The sequence below is a fragment of the Deinococcus piscis genome, from assembly GCF_014653275.1.
In the GTDB taxonomy this organism is placed as follows: domain Bacteria; phylum Deinococcota; class Deinococci; order Deinococcales; family Deinococcaceae; genus Deinococcus; species Deinococcus piscis.
The window spans coordinates 1-14,942 of record NZ_BNAL01000043.1; the positions used below are offsets into that span (position 1 = coordinate 1).

17 protein-coding genes are annotated in these 14,942 nt (G+C 59.0%); 3 read left to right on the plus strand and 14 right to left on the minus strand.

What is annotated here, in order from left to right; all coding sequences use genetic code 11:
• The 5 genes from IE158_RS12075 to IE158_RS12095 form a co-directional block, all read right to left on the minus strand.
• Positions 1 to 1,317: DEAD/DEAH box helicase family protein (locus IE158_RS12075; RefSeq protein WP_189643963.1), on the minus strand; the 1,317-nt coding region annotated here is incomplete at its 3' end.
• Positions 1,314 to 3,248, minus strand: coding sequence for a site-specific DNA-methyltransferase (locus IE158_RS12080; RefSeq protein ID WP_189643964.1), 1,935 nt, complete (start codon positions 3,246 to 3,248; stop codon positions 1,314 to 1,316). The genes IE158_RS12080 and IE158_RS12075, both read right to left, overlap by 4 nt.
• A 326-nt stretch (positions 3,249 to 3,574) precedes the next feature.
• Positions 3,575 to 4,360, minus strand: coding sequence for a DUF4391 domain-containing protein (locus tag IE158_RS12085; protein ID WP_189643965.1), 786 nt, complete (start codon positions 4,358 to 4,360; stop codon positions 3,575 to 3,577).
• Positions 4,357 to 7,347 carry a helicase-related protein gene (locus IE158_RS12090; protein ID WP_229839106.1) on the minus strand — a complete coding sequence of 997 codons (2,991 nt, stop codon included), beginning with the start codon at positions 7,345 to 7,347 and terminating at the stop codon, positions 4,357 to 4,359. The genes IE158_RS12085 and IE158_RS12090 overlap by 4 nt, the downstream gene beginning before the upstream one ends.
• Before the next feature lie 230 nt (positions 7,348 to 7,577).
• Positions 7,578 to 8,729, minus strand: a complete 1,152-nt coding sequence (locus IE158_RS12095; protein WP_189643967.1) for an EVE domain-containing protein — start codon at positions 8,727 to 8,729, stop codon at positions 7,578 to 7,580.
• A 185-nt stretch (positions 8,730 to 8,914) separates the two neighbouring features.
• Between IE158_RS12095 and IE158_RS12100 the strand changes: the two genes are divergently transcribed.
• Together IE158_RS12100 and IE158_RS12105 are read left to right on the plus strand one after the other, a co-directional pair.
• Positions 8,915 to 9,523 carry a ParA family protein gene (locus IE158_RS12100; protein WP_189643968.1) on the plus strand — a complete coding sequence of 203 codons (609 nt, stop codon included), beginning with the start codon at positions 8,915 to 8,917 and terminating at the stop codon, positions 9,521 to 9,523.
• Positions 9,524 to 9,536: 13 nt separating this feature from the next.
• Entirely contained in the window at positions 9,537 to 9,755 is a 219-nt protein-coding gene (locus tag IE158_RS12105) for a hypothetical protein (RefSeq protein WP_189643969.1), read from the plus strand.
• Between the two features lie 100 nt (positions 9,756 to 9,855).
• Here the strand turns inward: IE158_RS12105 and IE158_RS12110 are convergent, their stop codons facing one another.
• From IE158_RS12110 to IE158_RS12145, 8 genes are all read right to left on the minus strand, one after another.
• Entirely contained in the window at positions 9,856 to 10,467 is a 612-nt protein-coding gene (locus IE158_RS12110; protein WP_189643970.1) for a hypothetical protein, read from the minus strand.
• 148 nt (positions 10,468 to 10,615) lie between these two features.
• On the minus strand, positions 10,616 to 11,026 hold the full coding sequence (locus tag IE158_RS12115) for a helix-turn-helix domain-containing protein (RefSeq protein ID WP_189643971.1): 411 nt from the start codon (positions 11,024 to 11,026) through the stop codon (positions 10,616 to 10,618).
• Positions 11,014 to 11,295 (minus strand): type II toxin-antitoxin system HigB family toxin, encoded by a 282-nt coding sequence (locus tag IE158_RS12120; RefSeq protein ID WP_189643972.1) that lies wholly within the window; start codon positions 11,293 to 11,295, stop codon positions 11,014 to 11,016. The genes IE158_RS12115 and IE158_RS12120 overlap by 13 nt, the downstream gene beginning before the upstream one ends.
• A 103-nt stretch (positions 11,296 to 11,398) precedes the next feature.
• The gene (locus tag IE158_RS12125; protein WP_189643973.1) at positions 11,399 to 12,322 is read right to left on the minus strand and encodes a tyrosine-type recombinase/integrase; all 924 of its coding nucleotides are present in this window, start codon (positions 12,320 to 12,322) and stop codon (positions 11,399 to 11,401) included.
• Positions 12,322 to 12,723, minus strand: coding sequence for a type II toxin-antitoxin system tRNA(fMet)-specific endonuclease VapC (gene vapC, locus IE158_RS12130; protein WP_189643974.1), 402 nt, complete (start codon positions 12,721 to 12,723; stop codon positions 12,322 to 12,324). Before vapC ends, IE158_RS12125 begins: the two co-directional genes overlap by 1 nt.
• Positions 12,720 to 12,959, minus strand: a complete 240-nt coding sequence (locus IE158_RS12135) for an antitoxin (RefSeq protein ID WP_189643975.1) — start codon at positions 12,957 to 12,959, stop codon at positions 12,720 to 12,722. The genes vapC and IE158_RS12135 overlap by 4 nt, the downstream gene beginning before the upstream one ends.
• A gap of 76 nt (positions 12,960 to 13,035) precedes the next feature.
• Positions 13,036 to 13,425, minus strand: a complete 390-nt coding sequence (locus tag IE158_RS12140; protein ID WP_189643976.1) for a type II toxin-antitoxin system VapC family toxin — start codon at positions 13,423 to 13,425, stop codon at positions 13,036 to 13,038.
• Entirely contained in the window at positions 13,422 to 13,610 is a 189-nt protein-coding gene (locus IE158_RS12145; RefSeq protein ID WP_229839107.1) for a hypothetical protein, read from the minus strand. Before IE158_RS12145 ends, IE158_RS12140 begins: the two co-directional genes overlap by 4 nt.
• 414 nt (positions 13,611 to 14,024) lie before the next feature.
• Here IE158_RS12145 and IE158_RS12150 point away from each other — a divergent pair, with 414 nt between their 5' ends.
• Positions 14,025 to 14,339: a helix-turn-helix transcriptional regulator gene (locus IE158_RS12150; RefSeq protein ID WP_189643978.1), complete on the plus strand. Its 315-nt coding sequence runs from the start codon at positions 14,025 to 14,027 to the stop codon at positions 14,337 to 14,339.
• Positions 14,340 to 14,547: 208 nt separating this feature from the next.
• Here the strand turns inward: IE158_RS12150 and IE158_RS13640 are convergent.
• On the minus strand, positions 14,548 to 14,942 hold a 395-nt coding region (locus IE158_RS13640), incomplete at its 5' end, for a hypothetical protein (RefSeq protein WP_229839108.1).

Consider the following 14,942-nt stretch of genomic DNA (forward strand, 5'->3'; position numbering starts at 1 on the left):
GTTAAACTGCTTGCAGCTACGGAATCTTCGAACGTAGCCTGAAGGATTTTCCGTACCACTACCGGGGGCAATCATGGCGCGGGCCATGTCGCCGGGGTTCACGCCACCATGCTCCTGACCCACCCCCAGCCACAGCACGTCACCGGGCACCTTCAGTTCCAGCGCCGTGTCGCCCTTTGCCGCCCGGATTTCACCTACGAACATGTTCTGGTAAAGGTCACGCCCCCCGGAGAGGTCCTGCAAGCTGTCGCCGTCCTGGACTTTGACTTCCTTACGGGTAATATTGCCGCCCTTATCCACGTCCAGTATCAGGGTGGCTGTCGGAACTGTGCGCGCTCCGCCCTTCTTGATGCCTTCTACGCGCACATAGGGCTTGTTATGGCCACTGCTGACCTGCATGGACGCCACCTCGATGCCCTTAACCAGCTTGCGTTCGTAGGCATCTACGGCGTCCAGTCGGAAGACCATTTGCGTTTTGTCCAGCGGCGTGGCGCTGTAGCGCAGGGTACACAGCGGGTTGAGCAGCGCCAGTGCCCTACGCCCCTGGCCCTCGCCACCCTTTTTGGCCTTGCCCGTCAGCTTGCCCGCATCGCCGTACACGCTTTGCGGCTCATCCACAATCAGCACCGGATTGGTGGCCCGAATCAGGTCAATGGGCTTTTCACCGCCCGTCTGTTCGTTGGGGCGGTGAATGACCCGCTCGGCCTTGCGTCTGCTACTTGACCCTTCAGCTTCTTCGGCAGCTTGCTGCACGCTATAGAGACTCTGAACGGTCGCCACCATAAAGCGCAGGCTGGAACTGGTCGCAAAGTCGCGCACCTGGTTCAGCTTGGCGCTGTCGTAGGCGTAAAAGTCGTACCCCTTGGCTTCCGGGTAAAGCGTGCCAAAGTGCTCGCGGGTCATGTCCAGCGACTTGAGCACCCCTTCTTTGATGGCAATGCTGGGCACCACAATCACAAACTTGGTGAACCCGTAACGCCGGTGCAACTCGAACGCCGTGCGCAGGTACACGTAAGTTTTGCCCGTGCCCGTCTCCATTTCTATGGTGTAGTCGCCGACCAGCGGCAGCGGCGAGGGCGCAAGGCCGTTTGCCAACTGAATGCTGTTGAGGTTGCTATGCACTTCTTCTGGCAGCAGGCTGAGGCGGTTCCCCACCCCCAAATCTGTTTCCGCCATGCCCAGCGTGCTCATGTTGCCGCGCACGCCCGCCGTCACCGTAAATTCTGAGCGGTTAATCTGCTGGCCCGCAAACAGCCCCGCCACCGCCTCTATGGCCTGGGCCTGGTAGTCCAGGTTGGATTCAAACTGGATTTTCACAACGAACGCACCACCCAGTTGCGGCCCAGCACCTCGGCCCGCTGGGACAGGTACTTGCTGAGGTTCAGCTTGGCATTGTCATTCTCAAAGGCGCTGTCCAGAAACAGCACATGCGCCTCGCCCGCCGGGTTCTCGGCGGCTAACCAGTCGGCCATGCCCTGGCCCAGTTCCTGCACCTGCGCGGCGGCAATACGGCGCTCCAGGCACGCCACCAGCGCCCCGCCGCCCACCAGTTGCACCTTCAGGCCCGCTATGGTGCGTTCCTCTATGGGCGTGGTCAGGGGCAGCCCCAGCTTGAGCAGCACTTCGTACAGCACGTCCCGGTCGGTGCGCCCCGCCTTGATATTGTCCTCGGCGCTCAGCAACGCCGCCTGCACATCAGCCCGCGCCGCGTCACCGTCCCAGGCAGCTATGTTGCTGCTGTCCAGCTTGAACACCCGAAAGCCCGTATCGCCCGCGAACATAGGATTCTCGGCCTTCACCTTGGCCCCCGCCCGGCGCAGGCGTTCCTTGGTCAGTTCGGCAATGTTGCGCGGCACGCCCAGCGAGTCGCAGAAATCGGCGGCAAACTTTTGTTCCTTATTTAAAGGGTCAAGAAGTTCTGGTAATTGAACTGCTATAAATTGTCGCTCTAAATTATCAGCAGCATTCTGACTCATTACCGCATGTGCCGTGCTCCCAGACCCTGCAAAAAAATCAAGAACAATATCACTCTTCTCCGATGAAGTCATCTGCAATAAGCGTCGCACAAAGGCTGTGGGCTTAGGATTATCAAAAACTCTCTCAGCTAAAAGAGATTTTACTTCAATAGTTGCCTTTTTGTTGCCGTCTAGGTCGTCCCAAAGAGGAGAGGGGCGTTTTGTTCTTCCTTCAAGATAGTATTTAACGTAAGGCTTCCATGAGGAGTCAACTTGCTTCCAGACAATCAGGCCATCGCCCACAGATTCGTTATATTTGTCCTTTCCGAAGCGCCATCGACTTTCATATCCCCCCGGGCCATAAGGTAATACATCTACCCCAGAAGGGTCTTTAATAGGATAAAACATTGAGGGGCGGTCTTCTCTTCTATCAGCATTCCCAGTTTTTCTCAATTGTAGTAAAGAGTATTTACCTCTTTCATCCTCATCCTGAAAACGTTTCTCATCATCTTCATCAAGAGGTATTCCACCCACTAAATAGTCGGGGGATTTTGAATAAAAAACTCCGTAATCAAATGATTTACCTAAACCACCGCCATCCTGCCCAGTTGTGGTTCCTGTAGCTCTTACCACTATCCCGAGACGGCAATTTTCACCAAATATGTCATCCATTATGGCTACCGTATTTGCTTTCTCACTATCATCAATACTGACAAAAATAACCCCATCATCCCTCAACAGTTCCCGCGCCAGTTTCAATCGGGGGTACATCATGTTCAGCCAGTCGGTATGGAACCTGCCGCTGCTTTCCGTGTTGCTGCTCACCCGGCGGCCTTCCTCTAACTGCCCCGTCAACTCCTGGTAGTTCTTCAGGCTGTCGGTGTAATCGTCGGGGTACACGAAGTCCTTGCCCGTGTTGTACGGCGGGTCTATGTAAATCAGCTTCACCTTGCCCGCGTAGCTGCGCTGGAGCAGCTTCAGCACTTCCAGGTTGTCGCCCTCAATCATCAGGTTCTGGGTGGTGTCCCAGTCCACGCTACTGGCCGGGTCGGGGCGCAGGGTGGCGCGGGTGGGGGTCAGGGCGTGGCGGCGGGCGCGGGCCTTGCCGTTCCAGGTCAGGCCGTACTTTTCGGGCTGGTCGTCTATCTGGTCGCCCAGAAGTTGTTTCAGGACATCAAAGTTCAGCCGCCCTTCGCTGAAGGCTTCGGGGAAAAGGTCGTGGAGGCGGGTCAGGTTCTGCGTAATACCGTCCTGGCTTTGCGTTTCGGGGTGGTCGGGGGTCAGGTGTTGCATGGGAGTTGTTCCTTTCTGGGGGGGTGGGGGAAATGCGGGGGCAGCAAGGGGGTTAGAGCAGGGAAGAAAGCTCGGACACGTCAGGCAGTTGGGGCAGGTCGCTCCGGTCTACCGTGAAGGCAGCGGGGTCGTACGTAGGTGACTGGGCCAGGAATGCCGCCACTGCCGGACTCCAGCCCCGCACTTTTCCGGTGCGGCTTTCTGCCTGTGCTGCGTCAGCCGTGTGGCCCGGCTCGCCGGGCGTGTCGTTCGGGTTCCTGTTCGTTATGCCACCACCTCGCTTGCGGTACGCAAAATTCTAATTCAGGGGTTTTCGTCTGGGGCGCTCAATCGACGGGCCAGTTCAGTAACAACTGCCGCACTTCTTCCTGCTGCGCGGCCACTGCCCTGGCCTTCAGGTTCAGTTCGGCGCGGCGGGCCAGTGACTTTTCGCGGCCAGCGGCGCGGCGTAGGGCGGTGAGTTCGCGTTCCAGCCGGGCGTAGTCCTGCACGGGCTGCCGCAGGGGGTCAGGCTGCGGGTACAGCCGGAATTGCCCAGTCATGGCGGCAATCTGCCAGGACAGCAGGGCGGCCTGCCAGTGGGCGTACAGGTGGTACAGGTCGGCGAAGGGGCGCACGCTGGGGGGCAACTGGGCCAGCAGGGGGGCCAGGAAGGGGCCAGCGGCCAGGGGTATGGCCTGCACTTCATGTTCCAGCACCACCGCCCCTTCCTGCGCCTGAGAGCGGCGCTTGGGGGCCAGGCTGAGCCAGGTGCTTTCTTGGTCTGCATCCAGTAGCAGCAGCGGGTACGGAATGGCCCGGTGAATCAGTTCGCGCAAGCGGGTCGCCCCGGCGCTGTCGGGTTTCAGGGCGCGGCGGGTCAGGGTCATGACCTGCACCTCGGGGTAGGCGTGCGTGGCGGTGTCGTGGGCCGGAATCGCCACCGTGTCCGGGCGCAGCGCAGCGTTCCAGCGCAGTTCGGACACGCCCCCTTCTATCAGCCGCCTGTCGGCACTGGTGGGCGTGCCATGTTCCAGCAGCAGCGTTTTGGGAATGCGCTGGTCGGCCAGGGCTTGTGCGGGCAGGGCCAGGGCGGTCAACACGTCTTCGGGGATCAGCGTGCGGGGGGTCATGTCGCACCCGCTGGCGGCAAAATCGTCAGGTACGCCACCACCTCGAAGTCTTCCAGTCCGGCGGTGCTGCCCCGGCCCGTCTGGGTGCCGCCCAGGCTAAATAGGCTGGCGGCAGCGCGTTCCTCTGCCTTGCCTGTAATGGCGCTGATGGCGGCCCCCAGTTGCTTTTGTAAGGCGTCCATGCGCTCACCGCCTCTGGTCAGCTTCTCAAATTGCTTTTCCGCCTGCGAGTCGCGCCCCTGACCTGCACACAGCTTGCGCAGCCTGTCCAGCGCCTGCTTGGCCTGCGAGGGGGGCAGCAGGGCCGCGCCGCCGCCCCCCTCGGCCACATGAATCAGGTAGTGCGGCGAAAGGGGGTAGTCCTGCGCCGCTTTCAGTGAACGCTCGGTGGCGGCCCGCAACACGAACAGCGTGCCGGGCGGAATCTGGGCGTCGGCGTACACCGGGGCGTAAATGGCGGGGGGCAGGGCTTCAAACTGCGTGGCGGCTTCGGGGTGGGCGGCCAGATAGGTGGTCAGGTCGACCCGGAAGTCGTTGAGGGTCAAATCCGTCAGGCTCAGGCCACTGCTCAGGTCTTCTATGTCCACCACCGCGTTCTGAAGCTGCAACAGCTGCTTGCGGCGGTACTCCAGGTCGTTCATAACATTTCCGGCCTGCGCGTCAATCAGGTTTTCCTCGCCCGTGGCCGAAATATCCAGCAGCATCATGCGGCCCGACACCCGGCTTTCCAGGTTGATGTACTCATCCAGTTCCATGTTGGGCCAGAAGTTGACCAACTGAATCTGGCTGTTGGGGCTGCCGATACGGTCAATACGGCCAAAGCGCTGAATAATCCGCACCGGGTTCCAGTGAATGTCGTAATTGACCAGCAGGTCGCAGTCCTGCAAGTTCTGGCCCTCGCTGATGCAATCGGTGGCAATCAGGAGTTCCAGTTCCCCTTCACTGCTCAATTCAGCGGGACGGCCCTTGCTGCGGGGGCTAAAGGCCGTCAGGATGCTGCCCAGGTCAGTGCGAACGCTGGGCAGGTTGGTGCGGTTGCTGCCTGCCCCCGTGACCAGCGCGGCGTGTAGGCCATGTTCCTTCAGCGCCCAGCCTTCCAGTTGCGCGTACAGGTACTTGGCGGTATCGGCAAAGGCCGTAAACACGATGACTTTGCGGTTGCCAGGGTTGACCGGGTGACGCAACTTGCCCTCGATGACTTCCTTGAGCAGCGCGAGTTTTTCGTCCTGAGCGGGCAGCACCTGCTGGGCCATGTCCAGCAGACTGCTCAGGCGCTCGCGGTCTTCCTGCAAGTCCTGCCGCCATTTGCGGCGGTCTACGTCGGCCAGCAGCACCTTGACCTCGCGGCCCACGCCCTGCGTTTCCAGAATGGGGTCATCTTCGCTCAAATCTTCAATGCTGGGTTCGCTGATGTCTGCCCCCGATTCCTGCCGCGCATCAAAGGCGTCCAGCCGGGCCAGGGTGCGCTCTACGTCGGCCAGTTGGCGCTCCAGGGTCAGCATGAAGGAATGCACCGCACTCTCCATGCGCTTTAAGAGATTGACCCGCAGTAGGTGAATCAGGTTCTGCTCGCGGTCGGATTGCCGGAAGACCAGCCCGGCCTTGTCTCTACCCAGGCGGGTCAGGTAACGCCGTTCGTACTCTTCCTGTTTGCCCGGCAGCAGGTACTTCATGGGTGCATAGGACGCCAGACTGAGCTTGCGAATCTCGGTGTTGATGTCCTGAATGGCCGGAAACAGGCCGCTGCGGTCGACCGCCGCTTTGATATTCACGGGCTTTAAGCGCTCGGGAAACTTCCCGGTGTCGGCAGTGCCGTAGTAGCGCTGAATGTGCTTGCGCGAACGGGCAATGGTCAGCAGGTCAAGCAGCCGGAAATAGTCAAAGCCCAGCATCTCGGTCAGTTTCTGGGGGGTGCGCTCGGCTTCGGGCAGGCGCTGCCAGGCGTTGAACTGAAGCTGGGCGCGGCGGGTGGTGTTCTCGACACTGGCAATGCCGTGTGCGGCCAGGGCGTCATCCTGCCCTTCGGTGACAAAGGCCAGTTGGTTTTTCAGGTCGTTCAGACGGTTGTTGACGGGCGTGGCCGACAGCATCAGCACCCGCGTTTTCACGCCTGACTGAATGATCTGTTCCATGAGGCGCGAGTAGCGCGTGACGCGGTCATTGACGGCAGCCTTGTTGCGAAAGTTGTGCGATTCGTCGATGACCACCAGGTCGTAGTTGCCCCAGTTGACATGCGCCAGGTCAATCTCGCCACTCTGGCCCTGCTCGCGCGACAGGTCGGTGTGATTGAGCACGTCGTAATGAAAGCGGTCAGCGGCCAGCGGGTTACGCAGGTCGTTGCTGCGGTACAGCGTCCAGTTGTCGCGTAGCCGCTTGGGGGCCAGCACCAGCACGCGGTCGTTGCGCAGTTCGTAATACTTGATGACCGCCAGCGCGGTAAAGGTCTTGCCCAGGCCCACGCTGTCGGCCACGATGCACCCGCCCAGCCGCTCCAGCTTGTCAATGACGCCGATGACGCCGTCACGCTGAAAGCGAAACAGCTTCTTCCAGACTTCGGTTTCCTTGATGCCCGTGCCGCTGCGGACAATGCGGTCTTCGTCCAGTTCGCCGCCCAAATCCTTGAACACCTGATACAGCACAGCGTGGTACAGGCGGTCTGGCACGTTGGGCTGCGCCAGTTCGGCCAGGTAGTCCAGCAAGTACTGCTTGACCTCTGGGCGGGCCGGGGAAGCCTGCCACATAGACTCGAACCACATGGCGAGCATCTGCGCTTCTTCGGTTGAAGTTGAGGCTTGTATCAGGGCAAGGGGATTGCCGGGGACAATGCCTAACCCTTCTGTGGTCACTGGGCACTGCCCGGCAAGCACCTGCTGATCTTGTTCACCAGTAAGCGCAATCAGACTCTGCGGCACAGGCCCGCCAGCGAAGCGGACCTCAGACCCTTCCAGCCAGTCAGCAAAACGGCGGGCCAGCAGCGGCAGGTTCAAACGCCCACGACGAACACGGTCGGCGTCGCCACCGAACAGATCCAGAGCATTGGCATCCGCCGGGAGGATAACCTGACGGTGACTTGCCGCGTTCAGCTCAGACCAAGCTTCCTGAGTGCCAAACAGGGAGAAAGCAGGCGTTGCGAGAGAGAGTTTGCTGACATGACCATCCCGACAGGCCTCCTGCCAGGCGCGCAATACAGTATCTGTACCCTGATTACGAATGAGCCTCAAAGCTGACTTCCTTCTACTGCCACTTGCTCCATTCGTTGCCGCAACTCCTGCGGCGTCAGCATCGGGCGGCTGCGGTGAATCATGCGGTGACAGTTGGCGCATAACACAGCCAGTTCATTGAGCGCCGTCTGTGTCTCGCCCAACTGGCTCAGCGGAACAAGGTGGTGACATTCAGCAAAGTCTGCACCCAGTTCACCGTAGGTGGCCAGAAAGTCGAAATCGCAAGCCTCACAAATCACCCGACCCTGATTGATTTTTTTCGCTTCGGCAATTTTTTTGTTTACCAGGCGCTTGTTGCGCTCGCGAGACTTATGGAGCCGCTCAATGACTTTGCCCTCTGGAAACCCTTCGTCCACGGCATCTGTTTCTTGGGCGTCCAGTTGAGCACCGCTCTGACGAATCAGCTCAGTTAAGATATGCAACTCCTCTGGGCGCTTTCCGAATTCTTCCCACACCTGCCTGTCACCCTTCCCGCCAGCAGTCAGCCCGGGCGATTTGCTGGGATCAAGCGCCATGAAGTTGGCAATCTTCATGGCTACACTGGCTGGGCTGCGGAAGTTCTCGCCTTTCACACCGAAGTGAATAGGCAGGTTCCTCAGAAACTCACTTAACTCGGTAACGGCCGGGTGCTCCGGTTCCAAATACTTACGGCCATTTTGGAAGTAGAGATCCAGGGCCAGTAGTAATTCATCCCGCGCCCAGGTGGGATTTCTCGGCTGGATCAATCTCTGAAGCGCTTCCCATTCCTCCGGAGCAACTCGGAAGTTGGTGGCTTGGGGGAATTTCAAGATACTGAGCTGCTGCAGTTGCTTCTGCTGTTGAAGCACCATTCGTAAGAGTGGACGGTGCAAAATTTTTGTGAGTCGGTAGCGAACCAGGTAGACGGGGCCGTTCACTTTGCCAGCTTTACGCTGCCAAGCAGCCACTTCGTTGGTGAGGTAAGGCTCACTCACCAGCTCACCAAAGGCATAAATCCCAGCGTCCTCGCCACTCTGCCACAGGGCCACCTGATCGCCAACCTTCATTTCGTGGCGGTATCGGCTGACCATCCAGGTGTCCGTGTCCCCAACTTTCATTCTGCTGAGATGCTCGGCTAGGGGGTAAAACTCTGGGTTGGCCTGGAAGATCCAGTGATTGTTTGCGGACATACGCTCAGGATATGTTCAGCTCACTGTCTTGATGGCTCAGAATGACGGGCAAGATCCCAGCACTGAGAGACTCATAAGTTGCACCTTACATAGCTGAGAGCTCAGCATCCGGCAACGTGTCAGGCACTGAAGACATCATGAAAGTATGAATAGATTTCTCCATGAATCCATGAAATAATTTTTTCATGCCAAAGATTATCGCCATAGGCAACATGAAAGGCGGGGTGGGCAAGACGACCACCGCCGTGCAGCTGGCGCAGGCGCTGGGTAAGCGCGGGCGCACGCTGCTGCTGGACGCCGACGAAGAGTTGCAGTGCGCCGTGTTCTGGCGGGCGGGCGACTTCGACGGCTGGCAGTTCGAGGCCATTCCCTTCCGGGATGCTGGCGCCGAGCAGCTGGCCGAGTACGAGTACGTCCTCATTGACACCAAAGGCAACGAGCAGGCCGCCGACCTGGTGGCCCTCGCAGGCGACAGCGACCTGCTCATCGTGCCCACCCGGCCTGAAGGGGTGAGCGCCACCGGGCTGCTGCGAACACTGCGACCCCTGATTGAAGCGGACGTGAAGAACTACCGCGTGCTGATTGTCGCCAACGAGGGCGGGCGCGGCGACGAGCTACGCGAGACGCTGGCCGAGCAGGACATTCCGGTGTTGCATACCATCGTCCGCAAAAGCACAGCGGTGGGGGACGCTGCCGAGCAACAGATTCCGATAGAAGCGGTAGGTGGCCGCTACGCCAAGCTGGTGGCCGTGGATTACGCCTCGGTAGCGCGGGAGGTGCTCAGCGATGTCTAAGGGAAGATTCGGAGTGTTAAAAGACGTGAAAGCCCAGGCGCAGCAGCAGGAGCCGCCCGCGCCCATGCCTGCGCGGGAAGCAGACAAGCAGCAGCCCTTCAGCAGTACCCTGAGCGGCGACCTCAAGCGGCGGCTGAAGATGGGGGCGGCGGCGGAAGGTCGCAAGCAATATCTGGTGCTTGAGCAGGCGCTGGAAGAGTATCTGAGCCGGCACCATCCAGAGCTGAAATAGAGAAAAGCCCGCCTGACGCGGGTTTCTTTATTTCATGGAAACATTCTTTCTTGGAATATTTTTCCCAAACCCATTGGGTAGTCAGGTATAAAGCTCCGATTCAATAGCAGCTTTCTCCTGTCGCAGTTACCAATCTGACACTCTCAGGACGGCTCCCGAAAGATGCCTGGCTGAAACCACCATTCACGTAAGCAACAATGGTTTCCTCTGAGGCTCCACCGTAGGAGAGCACTTTAATAGGGTCGAGCCTAAAATATTCATTACGACCACGTATATCAGTAGAACATCCCCCACTGTTGAAAATCTGCCCAGAGTTGGCCGACTTCAGCGACACCCCAGTCACAAATCCAAAAAACTCTTTAGCAAAGGGCCTGTTGTTGACACTCTCTTGTGTTGGAGCATAACGGATTCCAGCACGTGTCCACTCTCCCCGGCATCCTTCGTAAGTCTCACATTTCGTGAAGAAGACCAAGAATTTTTCTACTCCAAACTCTGGGGTCTTGAAACCCACGACCATGAAATATTCTTCAGTATCGTTATTGCCCAGCTTGATGGTTCCCGCAGGAAAGCACTTGTACTTCTCGCAGAATTGAGATTTTAGGAAATCTCCCTTGGTCCCTAGAAAAGCAGGCCCGACTTGCTCGGCGGCCTGGGCATTCGCCGCCGCTCCCAGAGTGAAAGCTGCTATCACTGACAGGGCTTTTCTTCGCATACAACACAGTATAGGTGGGAGTGCCCACCCACTGAGCACAGCATTGGCTCTTACAACTGCTTATCAACACAGATAGAAAAGGAAACCTGCCCGACGCAGGTTTCTTTATCTAATGAAAAAAATATTTCATGGAAATATTTTTCGTACTTCACAAAAAATGGCCCGGCTCCACCCGAAAATGCTGGGAAAGACGGCGAATATGGTCCGCCGTGAAGGCCCGTTCGCCTGACGCCAGTCGGCTGATGACAGCCTGGTCAATCCCCGTCAGGCCCGCCAGCTGACGCTGGGAAAGACCGCGCAGTTCCATCAGATACTTCAGGTTTCCTGCCGGGCTGCCCTGTGGGGTTGGCCAGCGCTCGTCCTCGTATTCCTGAATGCGTTCAACCATCAGGCTCAGCAGGCTCCCCAGAGGATGCTGCGGGTTCTCGCCCACCTCATTCCAGACCGGCTCCAGCAATTCCAAAGCTGCAGCGTGCTGATCGTCCGTCTGAATTGGGGTCAGCGCATGGCTCAGCTGCTGCCAGACCGGGGTGAGTTGTTGCAGATTCAGGGCTTCCATGCGTCGTACTCCTTGTGGGTGCCAATAAACTTAATCCAGAACGTCTTGTACTGGAAATTGCTGGTCACAATCAGGCGGTAGCGGTTGCCGCAGATGTTGAACACGATGTGACCCCCGACCCAGTCCGCACTGCCGTAGTCCTCTTTCAAGTCGGCAAAGCAGGTGTACTCGGCTTTCCGCATGTACCGGTACCAGTCGTCCAGAGCTTCCTGGGCGTCAGGATGGTCCTCGGCGAACGCCATCAGGGTGTTCTTGGAGATGACGTTCATCGGCTTCTATGATGACAAGGCGGCATCACGATGTCAATCTGTCATCATAGGAAGTAAAATAATGTTTTCATAGAAAATTTTTTTCAGGAAAACATGCTTTCATTCAGAATACATCCGGCAAGCTCGCCGCCGCCTGTGCGAGTTGCTGCGCCTTCACCCGTCCATAAATCGCAGTGGTAGCTGGGTTTTCGTGGCCCAGGATGGTGCCGATTTCGTGCAGGCTGCGGCCATGCTCGACTAGGGCGGTGGCGTAGGAGTGGCGCAGTTTATGGGGGCTGACCTTCGCCGGGTCAAGGCCTGCTTTCCTCGCTGCTGCATCCATCATCTTCTGCATGTTGCGTGCCCCGAAAGGCTCACCTCTGTTTCCGCCACTGAGGTAGCTCCAGACATAGGGGCTGGTCGGATGGCCTTCCACCCGGCGCACTTGCAGCCACTGCATCAGCGCCCGCTGCGCGGTGGGGGAGAGGGGCACGAACCGTTCCTTGTCGCCCTTGCCGATAACGGTTACGGCGGTGGGTAGGGTGTCGCTATAGGTGATGCGGTTAAAGGTCAGGCCCAGCACTTCGCTCAGCCGCGCTCCGGTACCGTACAGGAACGCCAGGAACGCCCAGTTCCGCAGGCCCACGCTTGGCCGTGGGTTATCGTGTGCCGCTTGAAGGAGCTTGGCAATATCAGGGCTTTCCAGATACTTCGGCAGGCGCTGGGGCAACTTAGGCCGCTTGATTTCGGCGGCGGGGTCGCCCACCAGCGGGAGCTGCTGCACGTCGCGCAGGAAGGCCCAGAACTTGCGCCATGAGGCCAGCAGGCGGTGGTAGCGGTGGGGCCTCGGGTTGAGGGTCGCCAGGAACAGCCGCAAGTCAGCCGCGCTGACCTGCGCCCAGTCGCGGCCACGCTGGGGGAAGGAGTAGGCATCGGAGTCCAGAAACGCCCGCAGCTGCCGGACATCGCCCGAGTAGTTGCGGATAGTGGCCGGGCTGCGACCTTCTTCCAGTTTCAGGTAATGCTCAAAGGCGGTGATGTGGTCCATCAAAACCAGTTCTCCAATCGCAGGGCAGGGACGCGCTCAAACTCTTTCACGTTGTTGGTCACCAGCGTTGCGCCCAGGGACAGGGCATGTGCGGCAATAAGCAGGTCCATCGCCCCAATCGGACGCCCACCTGCTTCCAGTCCCGCCCGCAGTGCACCGTAGTGCTCGGTGGCCTCGGCACCAAAGGGCAACACTTCCAGCGGCTCGATGAACGCTTCCAGGACTGCCGCATTCTTTTTTGAACCGCTTTTGCTCACGCCATACCGCAGCTCCGCAAGGGTGATGCTGGACAGCCCGATGGCGTCGGCTGGATGCTGGGCAAAACGCTCGGCCACGTGAGGTGGTCGGCGGTTGATGATGTAGATGCAGGTGTTGGTGTCGAGCAGGTGGGTGAGACTCACAGGTCCCAGTTCCGTTCTTGCTGGGGCAGGTCTTCCCGGGTCAGGGGCATGTCCACTTCAGGCAGGGCGGCATACCACGCCTGCCAGAACTCCTGCTGGCCGGCTGGGGTATTGGGAATCAGCAGCACGCCAGTGGAGACCCGCTTGATGGTGACCTCCTGCCCTTCAAAGCGGAACGCCTTGGGAAGCCGCACGGCCTGTGAGCGGCCCGTCTGGAAAATCTTGGCTGTGGTCATGGGAGTCCTCCGTTCGGTATCTATCAAAGAATATATATTAAAGGCGGTTGCCAGGAGAGATCAAAAGCTGAGGCATTTACCGCAACACCTCAATTTCCAGCCCCAACTCCAACTCGCCCCAGGCCCGGTCCATCGTCGCTACCGGCTGCCCCAGGCGCTGTCCCAGGGCCAGACAGTAACGGTCTCCCAGACTCAGGCCCTGCCCACGGGTCAGCGGGCGCAAGCGGGCAACGGTGTAGGCGTCCCCCGGCACCCCGGGATCAATGGTAATCACTTGTGAGAGGCCCGCCGCCTCCAGCTGAGCCTGAGCATCTTCTGGTGACAGACCCCGCTCCGCCAGCTTAGACAGCACTTCGGCAAGATTGACCGTGTGCATGACCGAACCGGGCAAACGCTCCTGAACAGCGTCCGTCCCCGGTTCCCCAAACAGATAGGTCAGTAGGGCGCTGGCGTCCAGTACCGTCACCCCTCGGCTCCGGCTTCGGCGTGGCGTTCAGCGATAAAGGCATCGGTTTCACTGTCCTCTACTTTCAGATGTCCGAAAAGCCCCCTTCCTTGCTGGGCCAGGATGCTGGCCGAAACCACTTCCGCTGTGCCGTCTGCCCGGATACGGAAGACCAGATCATCCTGTTCCTGAAGGTGCAGTGCCATGCGGAGTCGCTTTGGTAAATTTAGCCGTCCATGCTCACGGACAGAAACAGTAAAGTTCATCATATTGACAGCTTAGCAAAGCTGAAAACTCGCAGGGTGGACCAAAGTCGATTTGGCGACCCAAAGTGGGCTTTTGAACTCTCACCATGAGGACATAACAGTATTATTTCGCAAAATAACAATTTGACGAACTAGAGAAAAGTTGCTGTGTCCGCTCCAAACCGCGCCCCAGTCAGCAAAAGTTCGCCAGCGCACGGGCCAGGCATCATATCGCCTAGGGATAAAGTTCGTAAAATATTTTCTAGAGTTCGCAAAATATAAGCCAGCAGCGAAGCCCTGCCCATGGCTTAATTTGTCTCAGAACATCTCAGTGGGAACAGTTCTGTCGCTTCACGCAGGGGGTAAACTTTGAACATGACTCTTCCCGACAAGGCCCTGTTCACCATCAAGGAAGCGGGCGAACACCTGGCCCTCAGCCGCGCCTCGGTGTACCGGCTGATTGACGAGGGAATGCTGACCCGCGTGTATCCCCGGCCCCGCTGCGCCCGGATTACCCGCGAAAGCCTGACCGCTCACCTGGCACGGGCCGAGCAAGGGAGTGAGGCGGTGCGCCAAGCTGCCGAGCTGGGCCGGGCCAACCGCAAGGGGCAACAAGCGCAGCAAGCCGCCCAGCAGCAGGAGCAGAAGCGAAGCGGGTTCCTGGCTCGGTTTGGCCTGTTTGGGGGCTAACCGCGCAACACACCGTCTGACACGCATATTTCCGTATGTTGCACGGGCGCGGCCACTGGAAAGGCTCGCGCCCGCTTTTCATGCAACACACTGTCCAGCACGGCAAATTTCCGTATGTTGCACTGAACATGACGGCGGGGTGTGCTGGGTCATCCGCGAACGCTCAGAGCATCGGCGGCGGGGCTGTGGCTGGGTTGTCAGCTCAGAGCTAGGCCGCTGGCGGTGGACCTCCGACGCGGTGGTTTCCGGCCAGCTTGAGCCGGTCATACAGCCCTGCACCGACCAGCTCTGAGACCACCACGGCGGCGGCTTTCTTCGCTGGATAGGCTTTCAAGTCCTGTACAACGCGCGCCAGCACAGCGCTGATGTCCTCGCTCACGTCCTGGCCCTGGTCGCGCAACCGGAGCATTTGCCACAAGAGCCAGCACCAGAAGCGCTGATTCTGGGAGTCTCCGAACATCATGGCCAGTTGGCGGGCACACTCTGACACGGCGGCACCGCGCTCTTGTTTCGAGAGGCCGCAGAGGGCCGGAATGGCATAAACAGTGTCCAGGCCGCCGAAAAAGGCGAATGCATCAGTCAGTGTAACGCCAGGGGAATCGG